We start from the raw sequence: 20,666 nt of genomic DNA, 5'->3' as shown, positions 1-20,666 counted from the left end.
ATCTACCGATGGCGAACGAAGCCAAGCTCCGCGAGTACCTCAAGCGCGTCACCGCTGACCTGCACGAGACCAGCGAACGCCTGAGGGCCGTCGACGAGCAGAACCACGAGCCCATCGCGATCGTGGGGATGGCCTGTCGCTACCCGGGCGGGGTGCACAGCCCGGAGGCGCTGTGGCGGCTGGTCGAGGCCGGCGGGGACGCGGTGACGCCGTTCCCCGCCGACCGGGGCTGGGACGTGGAGAACCTCTACGACCCCGACCCGGAGGCGCACGGCAAGTCGTACACCCGCGAGGGCGGCTTCCTGCTCGACGCCGGCGAGTTCGACGCCGGCTTCTTCGGCATCTCACCCCGCGAGGCCCTGGCGATGGACCCGCAGCAGCGGCTGCTGCTGGAGGTCGCCTGGGAGGCCGTCGAGCGGGCCGGCATCGCCGCAGAGTCCCTGAAGGGCAGCCGGACCGGCGTCTTCACCGGCGTCATGTACCACGACTACGTCTCCCGCCTCAACGGCGTGCCCGACGAGGTCGAGGCGTTCGTCGGCACCGGCAACCACGGCAGCGTCGTCTCCGGCCGGATCGCCTACACCTTCGGCTTCGAGGGCCCGGCCGTCACCGTCGACACCGCCTGCTCCTCCTCGCTGGTCGCCCTGCACCTCGCCGCGCAGGCGCTGCGCTCCGGCGAGTGCACCCTCGCCCTGGCCGGCGGCGTCACCGTGATGTCCAGCCCGGACACGTTCATCGGCTTCAGCCGGCAGCGGGGCCTGTCCCCGGACGGCCGGTGCAAGTCCTTCTCCGCCGCCGCCGACGGCACCGGCTGGAGCGAGGGCGCCGGCCTGCTCCTGCTCGAACGCCTCTCCGACGCCCGGCGCAACGGGCACCCCGTGCTCGCCGTGGTCCGCGGCACCGCCGTCAACCAGGACGGGGCCAGCAACGGCCTCACCGCCCCGCACGGCCCCTCCCAGCAGCGGGTGATCCGCCAGGCCCTCGCGAACGCCCGGCTCACCCCCGCCGACGTGGACGCCGTCGAGGCGCACGGCACCGGCACCCGGCTCGGCGACCCGATCGAGGCGCAGGCGGTCATCGCCACGTACGGCCGGGACCGGCCCGCCGACCGGCCCCTGTGGCTCGGCTCGATCAAGTCCAACCTCGGGCACACCCAGGCCGCCGCCGGGGTCGCCGGCGTGATCAAGATGGTCATGGCGATGCGGCACGGCGTCCTGCCCCGCAGCCTGCACCTCGACGAGCCGTCCCCGCACGTCGACTGGACGGCCGGCGCGGTCAGCCTGCTCCGCGAGGCCCACCCCTGGCCGACCACCGCCCGCCCGGCCCGGGCCGGCGTCTCCTCCTTCGGGGTGAGCGGCACCAACGCCCACGTCATCGTCGAGGCCGCCCCTGTGGCGGAGCCCTCGGCCGGCCCCGAGGCGGAGCCACCGGCCGGCGACGTCACCGGCCCCGACCCGCTGCCCTGGGTCCTCTCCGCCCGCAGCGCCGCCGCGCTGACCGCCCAGGCGCGACGGCTGCGGTCCTGGCTCGCCGAGCACCCCGACGTCCCGCCGGCCACGCTGGGCCGGGCCCTCGCCACCGGCCGGTCCGCCCTCGAACACCGGGCCGTGCTGCTCGGCGCCGACCCCGACGACCTCCTCGCCGGGCTGTCCGCGCTGGCCGACACCGTCTCCGCCGGCACCGTCCCCGCCGGCACCGTGCGGCGCGGCGTCGCCAGCCCCACCCGCCTCGCCGTGCTCTGCACCGGCCAGGGCGCCCAGCGCGTCGGCATGGGCCGCCGGCTGTACGCCGCGTTCCCCGCCTTCGCCACCGCCTTCGACGCCGTCCGCGCCGAACTGGACCGGCACCTCGACCGGCCCCTCGACGCCGTCCTCGACGGCCCCGCCGAACTGCTCGAACGCACCGGGTACGCGCAGGCGGCCCTCTTCGCCGTCGAGGTGGCCACCTACCGGCTCGTCGAGTCCTGGGGCGTCGTCCCGGACTTCCTCACCGGCCACTCCGTCGGCGAGGTCGCCGCCGCGCACCTGGCCGGCGTGCTGTCCCTGCCCGACGCCGCCCGGCTGGTCGCCGCCCGGGGCGCCCTCATGCAGGCGCTGCCCTCCGGCGGCGCCATGGTGTCCGTCCGGGCCGGTGAGGCGGAGGTGCGTGCCCACCTGGCCGCCACGCCCGACGCGGCCGGCGCGGAACTGGCCGCCGTCAACGGCCCCGACTCCGTCGTCGTCTCCGGCGCCGAGGCCGCGGTGCTCGCCGTCGCCGGGCACTTCGCCGCACTGGGCCGGAACACCCGGCGGCTGCGGGTCAGCCACGCGTTCCACTCCGCCCGGATGGACCCGATGCGTGATGCCTTCGCCGCCGTGCTCGGGCAGCTCACCTTCGCCGCGCCCCGGATCCCGGTGGTCTCCACCGTCACGGGCACGGTGCTCACCCCGGAGGAGATCTGCTCCCCGGCGTACTGGCTGCGCAACGTCCGCGACACCGTCCGGTTCGACGCCGCCGTGGCCACCCTGCGCGAGCACGGCGTCGGCGCGTTCGTGGAGGTCGGCCCCGGCGGCGTGCTGTCCGCGCTGGCCCAGGAGATCGCCGGCGCCGACCAGGCCGCGTACGCGCCGGTGCTGCGCGCCGACCAGGACGAGGCCGCCACCGCCCTCGCCGCCGCCGCGACCCTGTGGACCCGTGGCGTGCCGGTGCGGTGGACCGCCCTGTTCGCCGGCCCGGCCGCGCCGGTGGACCTGCCCACGTACGCGTTCCAGCGCGACCGCTACTGGCTGCTGCCGCTGCCGCAGCCCGCCGACGTGACCGCCGCCGGGCTGACCCCCACCGGTCACCCGCTGCTCGGCGCGGTGTTCCGCTCCGCCGACGGCGACGAGGTCACCCTCACCGGCCGGTTGTCCGTCGAGACGAACCCCTGGCTGGCCGAGCACGCGGTGCGTGGCACCGTGCTGTTCCCCGGCACCGGCCTCGTCGAGCTGGCGCTGCGCGCCGGCGCGGAGGTCGGCGCCGACGTGCTCACCGAGCTGACCCTCCAGGCCCCGCTCACCCTCCCCGACACCGGCGGCGTCGACGTGCAGGTCGCCGTCGAACGCACCGGGGACTCCGGCGACGCGTGGCAGGTCACCGTGCACGGCCGCCGGTCCGGCACCGACGACCTGTGGGTCCGGCACGCCACCGGCCTGCTCGCCCCGGCCGACGACGCGCCGGCCGGCCCGGGCCTGGCCGACTGGCCGCCGGCCGGCGCGACGCCCCTGGACGTGGCCGAACCGGCCGCCCGGGCCGCCGAGGCCGGCTTCGCCTACGGCCCGGCCTTCCAGGGGCTGCGCGCCGCCTGGCGGGCCGGCGCCGACGTGTACGCCGAGGTGACGCTCCCCGAGCCGGCTGCCGACGAGGCCGACGCGTACGGCCTGCACCCCGCCCTGCTCGACGCCGCCGTGCAGGCCGTCGGGCTGGGCATCGTCGAGGCCGGCGAGGCCCGGCTGCCGTTCGCCTTCGTCGATGTCGCCGTCAGCGCCCACGGCGCGGACACCCTGCGGGTCCGGCTCACCCCGACCGCCCCGGACACCGTCGCCATGCTGGTCGCGGACGCCACCGGCGCGCCGGTCGCCCGGGTCGGCTCGCTGGCCCTGCGCCCCCTGCCGGCCGGCGACCTGACCCCCGCCGGGTCCCCGTGGCGCAACTCCCTGTTCCGCCTCGACTGGCCCCGGCACCCGCAGACCGGCGGCCCCGCCGACGGCCGCACCTGGGCGGTGCTCGGCGACCGCCCCGCGCCGCTGCCGGCCGACACCGCCGCCACCCGCCACCCCGACCTGCGCGCGCTGCTCGACGCCGGGGTGCCGGACGTCGTCCTGCTCCCGGTGGCCGGCCCCGCCGACGCCGACGCGGCCGGGACGCACGAACTGCTCGCCGACACCCTCGCCGTGCTCCAGGGCTGGCTGGCCGGGGACCGGGACACCGGCGGATCCCGGCTGGTGGTGCTGACCAGTGGAGCCGTCGCGGTCTCCGACGACGAGGACGTCGCCGACCCGGCCGCCGCCGCCGTCTGGGGCCTGGTGCGCTCCGCGCAGGCCGAGCACCCCGGCCGGTTCCTGCTCGTCGACGTCGACGACCACGACGCGGCGCGCTCCGCGTCCGCCCTCGCCGGCCTGCTCGACGGCGACGAACCGCAGGCGGCCGTGCGGGCCGGCGAGGTGCGGGTGCCCCGCCTCGCCGCCGCCGGCGAACCGGCGGCGCCCGCGCCGGCGCTCGACCCGGCCGGCACCGTCCTCGTCACCGGCGGCACCGGCGCGCTGGGCGCGCTGCTCGCCCGCCACCTGGTCACCCGGTACGGGGTCCGGCACCTGCTGCTCACCGGCCGGCGCGGCGCCGACGCCGACGGCGTCGCGGACCTGCTCGCCGACCTCGCCGACCTGGGCGCCACGGCGCGGGTCGAGGCGTGTGACGCGGCCGACCGCGCCGCCCTCGCCGCGCTCCTGGGCGGGATCGACCCGGCCCACCCGCTGACCGGGGTCGTGCACACCGCCGGGGTGCTTGCCGACCGCACCCTGACCTCGCTCACCCCCGACACGCTGGCGCAGGTGCTGCGGCCGAAGGTGGACGCCGTCCAGCACCTGCACGAGCTGACCGCCGGCCGCGACCTGGCCCTGTTCGTCACGTACTCCTCGGCGGCCGGGGTGACCGGCAGCCCCGGACAAGCCAACTACGCCGCCGCCAACGCCTTCCTCGACGCCCTCGCCCACCGCCGGCGGTCCGCCGGCCTGCCCGCCCTCTCCCTGGCCTGGGGGCCGTGGGCCGAGTCGGGCGGCGGCATGACCGCCGCCCTCGGCCGCGCCGACACCGACCGGCTCGCCCGCTCCGGCGCCCACCCCATCGCCCCGGCCGACGGCCTCGACCTCTTCGACGCCGCCCTGCGCACCGGCCTGCCGGTGGCGGTCCCCGTGGCGCTGAACGGCCCGGCCCTGCGTTCCCAGGCCGAGGCCGGCACCCTGCCCGCGGTGCTGCGCGGCCTGGTCCGGTCGCCCCGGCGGCGGGCCGCCCGGTCCGGCCCCGCCGAGGCCCGCACGCTGACCGAGCGGCTCGCCGGGCTGGACCGCGACGAGCGGGCCGCCGCCCTGCTGCGGCTCGTCCTGGACCAGGTCGCGGCGGTCCTCGGGTACGCCGACGCCGCAGCCGTCGAGGCCGGCCGCCCGTTCACCGAACTCGGGTTCGACTCGCTGACCGCCGTCGAGCTGCGCAACCGGCTCGGCGCGGAGACCGGGCTGCGGCTGCCCGCGACCCTCGTGTTCGACCACCCCACCCCGCTCCGGCTCGCCGACCACCTCGACGCCGAGACCGGGGGCGACGCCGGCTCGCAGCCGGCGCTGCCCGGCACCGCCGCCGCGCCCGACGAGCCGATCGCGATCGTCGGCCTGAGCTGCCGGTTCCCCGGCGGCGTGCGCTCACCGGAACAGCTCTGGGACTTCCTCACCGCCGGCGGGGACGGCATCACCGGTTTCCCGACCGACCGCGGCTGGGACCTCGGCGACCTCTACGACCCGTCCGGCGCCCGGCGCGGCAGCAGCTACGCCCGGGAGGGCGGCTTCCTGGTCGACGCCGGTGACTTCGACGCCGGCCTGTTCAAGATCTCCCCGCACGAGGCCCTCGCGATGGACCCGCAGCAGCGGCTGCTGCTGGAGACGTCCTGGGAGGCGATCGAGGACGCCCGGATCGACCCGCTCGCCCTGCGCGGCCGTCCGGTCGGGGTGTTCGCCGGCATGATGTACCACCACCACGCGTCGAGCCTGGTCGACGTCCCCGAGGCCCTCGACGGCCACCTCGGCGTCGGCACCGCCAGCAGCGTGCTGTCCGGTCGGGTGGCGTACTCGTTCGGGTTCGAGGGGCCGGCGGTGACGGTCGACACCGCCTGCTCGTCGTCGCTGGTGGCGCTGCACCTGGCGGTGCAGGCGCTGCGGTCGGGGGAGTGCGACCTGGCGCTGGCCGGCGGCGTGACCGTGATGGCCACCCCCGACACCTTCATCGACTTCTCCCGCCAGCGCGGCATGGCCCCCGACGGGCGGTGCAAGTCCTTCGCCGAGGCGGCGGACGGGACGGGTTGGTCGGAGGGCGTCGGTGTGCTGCTGGTGCAGCGGTTGTCGGATGCGCGGCGGGAGGGTCGGCGGGTTCTGGCGGTGGTGCGGGGTTCGGCGGTGAATCAGGATGGTGCGTCGAACGGGTTGACGGCGCCGAATGGTCCGTCGCAGCAGCGGGTGATTCGGCAGGCCCTTGCGAGTGCGGGTTTGTCGCCGGTCGACGTGGATGTCATCGAGGCGCATGGCACGGGTACGACGTTGGGTGATCCGATCGAGGCGCAGGCTCTGCTGGCCACCTACGGGCAGGGTCGGGATGTGCCGTTGTTGTTGGGTTCGGTGAAGTCGAACATCGGTCACACCCAGGCCGCCGCCGGGGTCGCGGGGATCATCAAGATGGTCCTCGCCATGCGGCACGGGGTGGTGCCGGCGACCCTGCACGTGGACGAGCCGTCGTCGCATGTGGACTGGTCGTCGGGTGCGGTGGAGTTGACGACGGAGCCCCGGGAATGGCCGGGGGTGGGGCGTCCGCGTCGGGCGGGGGTGTCGTCGTTCGGCATCTCTGGGACGAACGCGCACGTGGTCCTGGAGCAGGGCGACGACGAGCCCGTTGCCGCGACCGCCGGGGACGCGCCCGTCGCCGTGCCGGTGCCGTGGGTGGTGTCGGGGCGTTCGGAGCGGGCGTTGGTGGGTCAGGCGGCGCGGTTGGCGGCGTTCGCGCGGGGTCGGTCCGATGTGTCGGCGGTGGACGTGTCGTGGTCGTTGGTGTCGTCGCGGGCGGCGTTGGAGCACCGGGCGGTGGTGTGGGGTTCGGGCGTGGACGATCTTGTTGTGGGCCTGGATGCGGTGGCGTCGGGGCCGGCGTCGGCGGGTGTGGTGTCGGCGGGTCGTCGGGCGGTGTTGTTCACCGGTCAGGGTTCGCAGCGGGTGGGGATGGGTCGGGAGTTGTGTGACCGGTTCCCGGTGTTTGCCGCTGCCCTGGATGAGGTGTGTGCGCGGTTGGATGGGTTGTTGCCCCGGCCGTTGCGGGAGGTGGTGTTTGCGGAGGTGGGGTCTGTCGATGCGGGGTTGCTGGATCGGACGGTGTTTGCGCAGGCGGGGTTGTTTGCGGTGGAGGTGGCGTTGTGGGAGTTGTTGCGGTCGTGGGGGGTGCGGGCGGACTTCTTTGCCGGTCATTCGGTTGGTGAGGTGACGGCGGCGTATGCGGCGGGGATGCTGTCGTTGGAGGACGCGTGCACGCTGGTGGCGGCGCGGGGTCGGTTGATGCAGGCGTTGCCGGCCGGCGGGGGCATGCTGGCGGTGGCCGCGTCCGAGGCCGACGTGCTGGCCACCCTGGAGGGGCTGGCCGACCGGGCCGGGATCGCCGCCGTGAACGGGCCCACGGCCGTCGTCGTCTCCGGAGCGGTCGAGGCGCTGGACGAGGTGGAGCGGACCTGGCGGGAGCGCGGCGTGCGCACCCGCCGGCTGGCGGTGAGTCACGCGTTCCACAGCCCGCTGATGGAGCCGATGCTCGACGAGTTCGGCTCGGTGGTGGCCGGGTTGTCGTGGCGGGCTCCGGTCGTGCCGGTGGTGTCGAATGTGTCGGGTGCGGTGGCGGATCCGTTGGAGTTGGTGGATCCGGAGTACTGGGTGCGGCATGTGCGGCGGCCGGTGCGGTTCGCCGATGGGGTGGGTGCGTTGTGTGCTGCTGGGGTGGACACGTTCCTGGAGGTGGGTCCGGATGCGGTTCTGACGGCGATGGTGGCTGAGGTTGCCGGGGGTGTCGGGGTGCGTCGGGTGGCGACGTTGCGTCGGGATCGTTCGGAGGTGGAGTCGCTGTTGTCGGCGGTCGGTCGGTTGTTCGTGGCCGGAGTCTCGGTGGACTGGGGGGCGTACCTCGCGCAGGCGGGTGTCCGGCCGGCAACGGTCGACCTGCCCAGCTACGCCTTCGACCACCAGCGCTACTGGCTCAACGCCGCCTCGCGCTCCCACCGCCCCGCCGGCACCCGGCGCACCGCCGAGGACGACGCCTTCTGGCGGGCCATCGAAGCCGAGGACGTGACCGCCCTCGCCGAGAGCCTGGCCGTCGACGCGGACACCCCGCTCGCCGAGGTGCTCCCGGCGCTGTCCACCTGGCGACGCCGCCGGGAGACCGAGGCGACCCTCGACTCCTGGCGGTACCGGGTGGCCTGGCAGCCGGTCGTGGTCGACCCCACCCGGGCCGAGGCCACGGACTTCCTGCTGGTCGTACCCGCCGACGCCGACCCGTCCGTGGGCGACTGGGTGGCCGCGCTCGACCCCGCCCGGACCCGCACGGTCCAGGTCGCGGCCGGCCGCGACCGCAAGCGCCTCGCCCAGGACCTGAGCGACGCCCTGCCGGAACGGGACCGCGCCGGCACCGCCGTCCTGTCCCTCCTCGCGCTCGACGACCGGCCGTACCGGGAGACCGGGACCGTACCGGCCGGCCTCGCCGGCACGGTCGTGCTCGCGCAGGCCCTCGGTGATGCCGGGCTGGCCGCCCGGCTCTGGATCGCCACCCGGGGCGCGGTCTCCGTCGGCTCCCGCGACCCGCACGCCGACCCCGCCCAGGCGATGACGTGGGGCTTCGGCGGCGTGCTGCGCGCCGAGCACCCGCACCGCTGGGGCGGACTGGTGGACCTGCCCGAACGCCCCGACCAGGCGGCCGTCCGGACCCTCCGCACGCTGCTCACCGGCTCCGGCGCGGAGGACCAGGTCGCGCTGCGCCCCGCCGGCTGCTACGCCCGCCGGCTCGTCCGGGCCCCCTACGGCGACGGCGGCCCCCACGACTCCTGGACGCCGCGCGGCACGGTGCTGATCACCGGAGGCACCGGCGCCCTCGGTGGACACGTCGCCCGCGCCCTGGCCGCTGCCGGCGCCGAACACCTCCTGCTCGTCAGCCGCCGGGGCACCCAAGCACCGGGTGCCGGGGCGCTCGTCGACGAGCTGACCGCGCTCGGCAGCCGGATCACCGTGGCGTCCTGCGACGTGGCCGACCGCGCCGCGCTCGCCGACCTGCTGCGGTCGGTCCCCGACGACCTTCCCCTGACCGCCGTCGTGCACACCGCCGCCGCGCTCGACGACAACGTGATCGACGCGGTGACCGTCGACCAACTGGCCGCCGCGCTCCGGGCCAAGGTGGCCGCCGCCACCAACCTCGACGAGCTGACCCGCGCTGCGGACCTGTCGGCCTTCGTGCTCTTCTCCTCCCTCGCCGGCATCATGGGCGGGGCCGGCCAGGCCACCTACGCGCCGGGGAACGCCTTCCTCGACGCGCTGGCCCAGCGCCGCCGCGCCGAGGGACTCCCGGCGACCTCCCTCGCCTGGGGCCTCTGGGCCGACGGCGGGGTGAGCGCCGGTGAGTTCGAACGGCGCCTGGCCCGGGACGGATTCGGGGCCATGGCGCCCCGGACCGCCGTCGAGGCCCTGCCCGCGGCGCTCGGGCGCGACGAGACGTACCTCGTGGTGGCCGACATCGACTGGGCCCGGGTGGCCGCCGTCGCCGGCACCCGCCCCGACCCGCTCACCCGGGACCTGGTGGCCGACGCCGCGCCGGCCGCGCTCGCCGTCGCCGGCCCGGCGCCGACGTCCGCGCTGCTTGCCCGGCTCGCGGCGATGTCCGCCACGGAGCAGGTGCACGCGCTGCGCGACCTCGTACGCGGCGAGGTCGCCGCGGTGCTCGGCCACGACTCCGCGGACCGGGTGGCACCTGACCGGGCGTTCCAGGACCTCGGCTTCACCTCCCTGGCTGCCGTGGAACTGCGCAACCGGCTCGACGCGGCCACCGGCCTCACGCTGCCCAGCACCCTGGCGTTCGACTACCCGAACCCGACCGCCCTCGCCGGCCACATCCACGCCGAACTTCTCGGCGGGCAGGCCCTGCCCGCGCCGACCGTGGTCGGCGGGCCGGTCGTCGCCGACGACCCGATCGTCATCGTCGGCATGGGCTGCCGCTTCCCGGCCGGAGCCGAATCCCCGGCCGAGCTGTGGAACCTACTGGTCGGCGGCGTCGACGCGATGTCGGAGTTCCCGACCAACCGGCACTGGGACCTGGAGTCGCTGCGCGACTCCGCCGAGTCGTCGTACGTGAGCCGGGGGGCGTTCCTGCACGACGCGGGCGCGTTCGACGCCGAGTTCTTCGGCATCTCGCCGCGCGAGGCCCTCGCGATGGACCCGCAGCAGCGGCTGCTGCTGGAGACGTCGTGGGAGGCGTTCGAGGACGCCCGGATCGACCCGCTCGCCCTGCGCGGGGCCCGGGTCGGGGTGTTCGCCGGCACCAACGGCCAGGACTACGAGACCGTGGTGCGCCAGGCCGGTGAGGCGCTCACCGGGTACGGCGCCACGGGTGCCTCTGCCAGCGTGCTGTCCGGTCGGGTGGCGTACTCGTTCGGGTTCGAGGGGCCGGCGGTGACGGTCGACACCGCCTGCTCGTCGTCGCTGGTGGCGCTGCACCTCGCGGCCCAGGCGCTGCGGTCGGGGGAGTGCGACCTGGCGCTGGCCGGCGGCGTGACCGTGATGGCGACCCCGGGCGCGTTCATCGAGTTCTCCCGGCAGGGCGGACTGTCGGCCGACGGGCGGTGCAGGGCGTTCGCCGAGTCCGCCGACGGCACCGCCTGGGGCGAGGGCGTCGGCGTCCTCGTGGTGCAGCGGTTGTCGGATGCGCGGCGGGAGGGTCGGCGGGTTCTGGCGGTGGTGCGGGGTTCGGCGGTGAATCAGGATGGTGCGTCGAACGGGTTGACGGCGCCGAATGGTCCGTCGCAGCAGCGGGTGATTCGGCAGGCCCTTGCGAGTGCGGGTTTGTCGCCGGTCGACGTGGATGTCATCGAGGCGCATGGCACGGGTACGACGTTGGGTGATCCGATCGAGGCGCAGGCTCTGCTGGCCACCTACGGGCAGGGTCGGGATGTGCCGTTGCTTCTGGGGTCGGTGAAGTCGAACATCGGTCACACCCAGGCGGCGGCGGGTGTTGCGGGGATCATCAAGATGGTCCTCGCCATGCGGCACGGGGTGGTGCCGGCGACTTTGCACGTGGATGAGCCGTCGTCGCATGTGGACTGGTCGTCGGGTGCCGTGGAGTTGGTGACGGAGTCGCGGGAGTGGCCGGGGGTGGGGCGTCCGCGTCGGGCGGGGGTGTCGTCGTTCGGCATCTCCGGGACGAACGCGCACGTGATCCTGGAACAGCCGGGGTCGGATTCCGGGGTGGAGTCTGTCCCGGGGGTGGAGTCTGTCGTCGGGGTGCCGGTGCCGTGGGTGGTGTCGGGGCGTTCGGAGCGGGCGTTGGTGGGTCAGGCGGCGCGGTTGGCGGCGTTCGCGCGGGGCCGGTCCGACCTGGCGGCCGTGGACGTGTCGTGGTCGTTGGTGTCGGGCCGCGCGGCCCTGGAGCACCGGGCCGTGGTGTGGGGCTCGGGCGTGGACGATCTCGTTGTGGGTCTGGATGCGGTGGCGTCGGGTGGCGCGGCGGTGGCGGGTGTGGTGTCGGCGGGTCGTCGGGCGGTGTTGTTCACCGGTCAGGGTTCGCAGCGGGTCGGGATGGGCCGGGAGTTGTACGACCGGTTCGGAGTGTTCGCGGAGTCCTTCGACCGGGTGTGTGAGTTGGTCGATGCGGAGTTCGGTGGTGGGTTTGCGCCGTTGCGGGAGGTGGTGTGGTCCGGCGGGTCGTCGGGCGCGCTGGATCGGACGGTGTTTGCGCAGGCGGGGTTGTTTGCGGTGGAGGTGGCGTTGTGGGAGTTGTTGCGGTCGTGGGGGGTGCGGGCGGACTTCTTTGCGGGTCATTCGGTTGGTGAGGTGACGGCGGCGTATGCGGCGGGGATGTTGTCGTTGGAGGATGCGTGTGTGCTGGTGGCGGCGCGTGGTCGGTTGATGCAGGCGTTGCCGGCGGGTGGGGTGATGGCGGCGGTGGCGGCGTCGGAGGCTGTTGTGTGTCTGGTCATCGAGGTGACCGGTGCGGCCGTGGACGTGGCGGCGGTGAACGGGCCGGCGGCGGTGGTGGTGTCCGGGGCGGCTGACGAGGTCGAGATGGTGGTGGCCACCTGCCGGGGCCGGGGTTGGCGGACCAGGTCTCTCGCTGTGTCGCATGCGTTCCACTCCCGGTTGATGGAGCCGATGCTGGACGGGTTCCGCGCGGTGGTGGCGGGGTTGGACTGGCGGGTTCCGGCGGTGCCGGTGGTGTCGAATGTGTCGGGTGCGGTGGCGGATCCGTTGGAGTTGGTGGATCCGGAGTACTGGGTGCGGCATGTGCGGCGGCCGGTGCGGTTCGCCGATGGGGTGGGTGCGTTGTGTGCTGCTGGGGTGGACACGTTCCTGGAGGTGGGTCCGGATGCGGTTCTGACGGCGATGGTGGCTGAGGTTGCCGGGGGTGTCGGGGTGCGTCGGGTGGCGACGTTGCGTCGGGACCGTTCCGAGGTGGAGTCGCTGTTGTCGGCGGTCGGTCAGTTGTTCGTGGCCGGAGTCTCGGTGGACTGGGGGGCGTACCTCGCGCAGGCGGGTGTCCGGCCGGCAACGGTCGACCTGCCCAGCTACGCCTTCGACCGCACCTGGTACTGGGCCGAGCCGTCGACCTCGGCCGAGGTCGACACCCCGGCCACCGCCCTCGACGGCCGGTTCTGGGCGGCGGTGGAGTCGGGCGACCCGGGCCTGCTCGGCGGCGAGCTGGGCGTGGGCGCGGACGAGCCGTTCGGCGCGGTGCTGCCGAAGCTCGCCCAGTGGCGTCGGGACGCCCAGCGGCGTTCGACCGTCGACGGTTGGCGCTACCGCGTCGGGTGGCGCTCGCACCAGGTGGACGGGCGTACCGGCCTGACGGGCTCGTGGCTCGTGCTGATGCTGCCCGGCCAGGAGGAGCACCCTGCGGTCGCCGCGTTGGCGGCCCGGGGCGCCCGGGTCGTCCCCGTGGTGATCGACGCCGTGGACCGGGACCGGATCGCGCGGCAGCTCGCCGGCGCGGTGGACACCAGCGAGACCGTCGCCGGGCTGCTGTCCGTGATCTCCCTCGCCGGGGCCGGGGTGGCCGAAGCGTTGACGGTGGCCCAGGCGATGGCCACGACCGACATCGACGGTCGCCTGTGGTGGCTGACCAGCGGTGCGGCCTCCGTGGGCGGCTCCGACGACACGGAAGTCGACGCCACGGCCAGCTCCGTCTGGGGTCTGGGACGGGTGGTGGCGTTGGAGGAGCCGGGCCGTTGGGGTGGCCTGGTGGACCTGCCCGGCGTGGTCGACGAGTGGACGTGGGACCGGTTGTGCGGGGTGTTGGCGGGTGGCGATGAGGACCAGGTGGCGGTGCGGCCGTCCGGGGTGTTCGTGCGGCGGCTGGTGCGGGCCGGTGCGGACGCTGGCGGTGGCGGTGTGCGGTTGTCGGGAACCGTGTTGGTGACGGGCGGCACGGGCGCGTTGGGTGTACGGGTGGCCGAGTGGGCGGTGGGCGTCGGCGCGGAGCATGTCGTGCTGGTGTCCCGGCGCGGCGAGAGCGCGCCGGGGGTGGACAGCGCGGTGGCGGGTCTGCGGGGCTCGGGTGCGCGGGTGTCGGTGGTGGGGTGCGATGTGGCCGATCGTGCTGCCGTGGCGCAGTTGCTGGCGGGATTGGCCGAGCGTGGTGATCGGGTGCGGGCGGTGGTACACGCGGCCGGGGTGGCGCAGATGACGCCGTTGGGCGAGGTGGGCCCGGCAGAGCTGGCGGAGGTGCTGCGGGCGAAGGTCGGCGGCGCGGTGGTGCTGGACGAGCTGTTGGCGGGTGCGGACCTGGACGCGTTCGTGGTGTTCTCGTCGATCGCGGGCGTGTGGGGCAGCGCGGGGCAGGTGGGGTACGCGGCGGCGAACGCGTTCGTCGACGGGTTGGTGGTGTCGCGGCGGGCCCGGGGCCTGGCGGGAACGTCGGTGGCCTGGGGCCCCTGGGCCGAGGCGGGAATGGCGGTGGGTGAGGCCGGTGAACAGCTGAGCCGGCGGGGCCTGGTGAGCATGGCGCCGGAGCTGGCGGTGGCGGGGCTGGAACGGGCGCTCGCGGTGGGTGACGTGTCGGTGGTGGTGGCGGACGTGCGGTGGGACAGGTTCGCGTCGTCGTTCACGGCAATGCGGCCGAGTCCGCTGCTCACCGAGATCCCCGAGGCCCAGGCGGCACTCGCGGCGGCCACCCCGAACCCGGATGCCACCACCGACGGGACGTCCGCGCTGCGTGGGCGGCTCGCGGGCCTGCCGGAGGCGGAGGCCGAGGCATTCCTGCTCGACCTCGTACGGTCCCAGGTCGCCGCGGTGCTCGGCCATTCCGGCGCGCAGGCCGTCCCGGCGGACCGGGCCTTCCAGCGCCTCGGGTTCGACTCGCTCACGGCCGTCGAGCTGCGCAACCGGCTGACCGCCGAGACGGGCCTCACGCTGCCCACCACCCTCGTCTTCGACCACCCGACCCCGGCGGCCCTGACGGCCTTCCTGCGCGACACCGTGATCGGAGCGTCGGGCGACTCGCCCGCCGCCCGCCGCACCGCCGCGCTGGACGACGATCCGATCGTCATCGTCGGGATGGGCTGCCGCCTGCCCGGCGGCGTCGGCACGCCCGACGAGCTGTGGCAACTGCTCGCCGCCGGCCGGGACGGCATCTCGGAGTTCCCGCTCGACCGGGGGTGGGACGGCATCCTGGACAGCGGCATGTCCGACACGTCCTTCGTCCGCAGGGGCGGCTTCGTCTACGACGCCGGCGAGTTCGACGCGGAGTTCTTCGGCATCTCGCCGCGCGAGGCCCTGGCGATGGACCCGCAGCAGCGGCTGCTGCTGGAGACGTCCTGGGAGGCCATCGAGTCGGCGGGCCTCGACCCGACCAGCCTCAAGGGCGGTGCCGTCGGCGTCTTCGCCGGCGCCAGCTTCCAGGGGTACGCCAGCGGATCCGTCGGCCGGGCCCAGGAGGTCGGCGGGCACCTGCTCACCGGCAACGCGACCAGCGTGCTGTCCGGTCGGGTGGCGTACTCGTTCGGGTTCGAGGGGCCGGCGGTGACGGTCGACACCGCCTGCTCGTCGTCGCTGGTGGCGCTGCACCTCGCGGCCCAGGCGCTGCGGTCCGGCGAGTGCGACCTCGCGTTGGCCGGCGGCGTCTGCGTCATGGCCTCCCCGGCCACCTTCGCGGAGTTCTCGATCCAGGGCGGGCTCTCGGCCGACGGGCGGTGCAAGTCCTTCGCCGAGGCGGCGGACGGGACGGGTTGGTCGGAGGGCGTCGGTGTGCTGCTGGTGCAGCGGTTGTCGGATGCGCGGCGGGAGGGTCGGCGGGTTCTGGCGGTGGTGCGGGGTTCGGCGGTGAATCAGGACGGTGCGTCGAACGGGTTGACGGCGCCGAATGGTCCGTCGCAGCAGCGGGTGATCCGGCAGGCCCTTGCGAGTGCGGGTTTGTCGCCGGTCGACGTGGATGTCATCGAGGCGCATGGCACGGGTACGACGTTGGGTGATCCGATCGAGGCGCAGGCTCTGCTGGCCACCTACGGGCAGGGTCGGGATGTGCCGTTGCTTCTGGGGTCGGTGAAGTCGAACATCGGTCACACCCAGGCCGCCGCCGGCGTCGCGGGGATCATCAAGATGATCCTGGCGATGCGGGAGGGCGTCGTGCCGGCGACGCTGCACGTGGACGAGCCGTCGTCGCATGTGGACTGGTCGTCGGGTGCGGTGGAGTTGGCGACGGCAGCGAGGCCGTGGCCGGGGGTGGGGCGTCCGCGTCGGGCGGGGGTGTCGTCGTTCGGCATCTCCGGCACCAACGCCCACGTGATCATCGAGCAGCCCGGTCCGGAGTCGGTGGTGGAGTCGGTTCCGCCGGCGCGGGTGGCTCCCGGGGTGCCGGTGCCGTGGGTGGTGTCGGGGCGTTCGGAGCGGGCGTTGGTGGGTCAGGCGGCGCGGTTGGCGGCGTTCGCGCGGGGCCGGTCCGACCTGGCGGCCGTGGACGTGTCGTGGTCGCTGGTGTCGGGCCGCGCGGCCCTGGAGCACCGGGCCGTGGTGTGGGGCTCGCGCGTAGACGATCTCGTTGTGGGTCTGGATGCGGTGGCGTCGGGTGGCGCGGCGGTGGCGGGTGTGGTGTCGGCGGGTCGTCGGGCGGTGTTGTTCACCGGTCAGGGTTCGCAGCGGGTGGGGATGGGTCGGGAGTTGTGTGACCGGTTCCCGGTGTTTGCCGCTGCCCTGGATGAGGTGTGTGCGCGGTTGGATGGGTTGTTGCCCCGGCCGTTGCGGGAGGTGGTGTTTGCGGAGGTGGGGTCTGTCGATGCGGGGTTGCTGGATCGGACGGTGTTTGCGCAGGCGGGGTTGTTTGCGGTGGAGGTGGCGTTGTGGGAGTTGTTGCGGTCGTGGGGGGTGCGGGCGGACTTCTTTGCGGGTCATTCGGTTGGTGAGGTGACGGCGGCGTATGCGGCGGGGATGTTGTCGTTGGAGGATGCGTGCACGCTGGTGGCGGCGCGTGGTCGGTTGATGCAGGCGTTGCCGGCGGGTGGGGTGATGGCGGCGGTGGCGGCGTCGGAGGCTGTTGTGTGTCTGGTCATCGAGGTGACCGGTGCGGCCGTGGACGTGGCGGCGGTGAACGGGCCGGCGGCGGTGGTGGTGTCCGGGGCGGCTGACGAGGTCGAGATGGTGGTGGCCACCTGCCGGGGCCGGGGCTGGCGGACCAGGTCTCTCGCCGTGTCGCATGCGTTCCACTCCCGGTTGATGGAGCCGATGCTGGACGGGTTCCGCGCGGTGGTGGCGGGGTTGGACTGGCGGGTTCCGGCGGTGCCAGTGGTGTCGAATGTGTCGGGTGCGGTGGCGGATCCGTTGGAGTTGGTGGACCCGGAGTACTGGGTGCGGCATGTGCGGCGGCCGGTGCGGTTCGCCGACGGGGTGGCGGCGCTTCGGTCCGCGGGGGTGGACACGTTCTGCGAGGTGGGTCCGGACGCGGTGTTGACGGCGATGGTGGCCGAGGTGGCCGGTGACGGCGAGGTGCGCCGGGTCGCGGTGCTGCGTCGGGACCGTTCCGAGGTGGAGTCCCTGCTGGCGGCGGTCGGTCAGTTGCACGCGGCAGGGGTGTCGGTGGACTGGTCTGCCTATCTGGCGCAGGCGGGTGTCCGGCCGAGAGTGGTCGACCTGCCGACCTACGCCTTCGACCGGCAGCGCTACTGGCTGGCGGACCCCGAGCCGGCAACCGCCCCGGCCGCCGCGGGCGGGCCGTCGGACGAGCGGTTCTGGGCGGCGGTCGAGTCCGGCGACCTCGGCGTCCTGGGCGACGAGTTGGCGGTGGCCGCGGGCGAGTCCTCCGCGGCCCTGCTGCCCAAGCTGGCGCGGTGGCGCCGGGACGCCCAACGGCGATCGGCCGTCGACTCGTGGCGTTACCGGGTGGTGTGGCGTACCGCGACCCTGCCCGCCGCCGGCGCGCTCACCGGAACCTGGCTGGTGCTCGCGTCGCCGGGGCAGGAGGACCACCCGGCCGTGGCCGCGCTGGCGGCCCGGGGCGCGCGGGCCGTCCCGGTGGTGCTGGACAGCGTGGACCGGGACGCGGTGGCGCGACGACTGCGCGAGGCGGCCGGGCCCGACGGCCGGGTCGACGGCGTGCTGTCCCTGCTGTCCCTGGCCGCCACGGCCGAGCCGGGCGTGACCCCGGCCGCAGCCGAGCCGGGCGTGACCCCGGCCGCTGCCGCCGTGTCGGCGGCGCTGACGGTGGTCCAGGCCCTGACCGTGGCCGGCGTCGGCGGTCGCGTGTGGTGGCTGACCAGTGGTGCGGTGGCGGTGGGTGGTTCGGAGGCTGTCGAGAACGTCGACGGCGCTGCCGTGTGGGGTCTGGGCCGGGTGGTGGGTCTGGAGGAGCCCGGCCTGTGGGGTGGGCTGGTGGATGTGCCCGGTGTGGCGGAGGGGTGGGTGTGGGACCGGTTGTGCGGGGTGCTGGTGGGTGGCGCGGAGGACCAGGTGGCGGTGCGGTCGTCGGGGGTGTTCGTGCGGCGGTTGGTGCGGGCCGACGTGGGTTCCGGCGCGGGTACCGGCGTGCGGTTGTCCGGCACGGTGTTGGTGACGGGTGGCACGGGCGGCCTGGGGTTGCGGGTGGCGGAGTGGGCGGCGGAGGTGGGCGCGGAGCACGTGGTGCTGGTGTCCCGGCGGGGTGAGGACGGGTTGGGTACGGACGGTGCGGGCGTGGTGCAGCGGTTGCGGGGGTCGTCGGTGCGGGTGTCGGTGGTGGCGTGCGACGTGGCGGACCGGGCCGCGATGGCGGCGCTGCTGACGGGGTTGGCGGGGCGTGGTGATCGGGTACGGGCGGTCGTGCACGCGGCGGGGGTGGCGCAGATGTCGCCGCTGGGTGAGGTGGGCAAGGAGGAACTGGGCGAGGTGCTGCGGGCGAAGGTCGGCGGCGCGGTGGTGTTGGACGAGTTGCTGGCCGGTGCGGAGTTGGACGCGTTCGTGGTGTTCTCGTCCATCGCCGGGGTGTGGGGTTCGGCGGGTCAGGCGGCCTACGCGGCGGGGAACGCGTTCGTGGAGGGGCTGGTGGCGTCGCGGCGGGCCCGAGGGCTGGTGGGTACGTCGGTGGCCTGGGGCCCCTGGGCCGAGGTGGGAATGGCCGTCGGTGACGTGGGCGAGCAGCTCAGCCGGCGCGGCCTGGTGGCGATGGCGCCGGAGTCGGCGGTGGTGGGGTTGGCGCGGGCGCTGGAGGTGGGCGACGTGTCGGTGGTGGTGGCGGACGTGCGGTGGGACCGGTTCGCGTCGTCGTTCACGGCGTTGCGGCCGAGTCCGCTGCTCACCGAGATCCCCGAGGCGCAGCCCACGCCCGAGGACCAGCCCCCCGGCGACGCCGGGGGCGCGCCGTCGGCCCTGCGCGAACGGCTGGCCGTCGCGTCGGCGGCCGAGCGCGAGCGCATCCTGCTCGACCTGGTACGCGGCACCGCCGCGACGGTGCTCGGGCACGCCACGCCCGCCGCGATCAGGCCGGGCCGCGGATTCCTCGAACTGGGCTTCGACTCGCTCACCGCAGTCGAGCTGCGCAACCGGCTGACCGCCGAGACCGGTCTCGGCCTGCCCGCGACGCTGATCTTCGACCACCCCACCCCCGGTGCCCTCGCCGAGCACCTGCGGGCCGGGCTGGTGCCGGAGCAGCCGGCGCTGCCGATCGCCGCCGAGGTCGAACGACTCGACCAGCTCCTCGGCGAGGCGGCCGACCAGGTCGACGAGGCGGTCATCGGTCGCCTGGAGAACATGCTGGCCAAATGGCGGACCCGCCGGCCGGGCGGCACCGCCGTCCCCGCGCCGGCGGAGACCGCCGGGGAACTCGACACGGCCAGCCGGGAGGAGCTGTTCGACATCATCCAACGGGAGTTCGGCAAGTCCTGAGCACAGGGCGAGGACCACCGCCGCCCCGGGGCGGCGGCGCGGGCGGACCGGCACACAGGGCCGGCCCGGCGTAGGCCCACGTCAGCCCTAGGGGTGCCGACCTGCCGGCTAGGGGTGTGCCTGGCCGGGGCGGGCTTCGTAAGGTCGGACCACGTCAGGCCGTCTCGTCCTGCCTCGCGGCGGCCGATCGGCACGGATGTGGGTGCGCGCGGTACCCGGAATGGACGGAGGTCCGGGTGGCCGGATCGGGCCTGCCTCAGTTGCTCGCCATCAGCGACCTGCACGTGGTCTACAAGGAGAACCGGGCCGTCGTCGAGGGGCTGCGGCCGGAGGCCGACGGCGACTGGCTGATCGTCGCCGGCGACGTCGGGGAGTTCCTCAGCGACATCGAGTGGGCGCTGGGCCTGCTCAGCCGCCGCTTCGCGAAGGTGGTCTGGGTCCCGGGCAACCACGAGCTGTGGACGCCCCGCGAGGACCCGGTCCAGCTCCGGGGTGAGGCCCGCTACCAGCACCTGGTGGAGCTGTGCCGCAGCCTCGGCGTCGTCACCCCGGAGGATCCCTACCCGATCTGGGACCCGCAGGGCGATCCGGTGCTCGTCGCCCCGCTCTTCGTGCTCTACGACTACACCTTCCGGCCGCCCGGAACGTACACCAAGGAGCAGGCCCTCGCGCGGGCCCACGAGGTCGGCGTGGTCTGCACCGACGAGATCCTGCTGCACCCCGACCCGTACCCGACGCGGGACGCGTGGTGCCGGGCCCGGCTGACCCACACCGAGCGGCGGCTCACCGAGGAACGGAACGGGCTGCCCACCATTCTGGTCAACCACTTTCCGCTCGTTCGGGAACCCACCCGGATTCTGCGCTACCCGGAGTTCGCGCAATGGTGCGGCACCGAGGCCACGGCCGACTGGCACGTGCGCTTCGACGCCCGCGTGGCGGTGTACGGGCACCTGCACATCCCGCGGACGACCTGGTACGACGGGGTCCGTTTCGAGGAGGTCTCGGTCGGCTACCCACGGGAGTGGCGGCGCCGTGCCACGCCGCCCGGACGGCTCCGCCAGATCCTGCCGCCGGCCGTCCAGCACCGCGTCTGACCGGCCCCGTTCGTGCCGATTCCTGCGCTGGTACGCCCACCGCGACGGCCCGTCCGGGCCGGCCGATGAGGGGTCCGTTAGGGGTTGGGGGCGAGGTCGGCGCTCAGTACCGTCCACTCACGGTGGCGGGCATGGGTCGGCAGGGTGGTCGGTGCGGTGCCGCGGCGGGCGCTTGAACAGGTACGACAGGAAACAGAAACTGAAATAGGAATTGCGTCCATACGCC

2 protein-coding genes are annotated in these 20,666 nt (G+C 74.7%); both read left to right on the top strand.

Annotated features, from left to right (window positions below; genetic code table 11):
• Window positions 1-8: 8 nt before the first annotated feature.
• The gene (locus tag OOK41_RS24875) at window positions 9-19,346 is read left to right on the top strand and encodes a type I polyketide synthase (protein ID WP_266266898.1); all 19,338 of its coding nucleotides are present in this window, start codon (window positions 9-11) and stop codon (window positions 19,344-19,346) included.
• Between the two features lie 236 nt (window positions 19,347-19,582).
• The gene (locus tag OOK41_RS24870) at window positions 19,583-20,440 is read left to right on the top strand and encodes a metallophosphoesterase (protein WP_266266897.1); all 858 of its coding nucleotides are present in this window, start codon (window positions 19,583-19,585) and stop codon (window positions 20,438-20,440) included.
• Window positions 20,441-20,666: the final 226 nt, after the last annotated feature.

It is taken from the genome of Micromonospora sp. NBC_01655 (genome assembly GCF_026339755.1).
Lineage (GTDB): Bacteria > Actinomycetota > Actinomycetes > Mycobacteriales > Micromonosporaceae > Micromonospora.
This window is presented reverse-complemented; position numbering and strand designations above follow the sequence as displayed.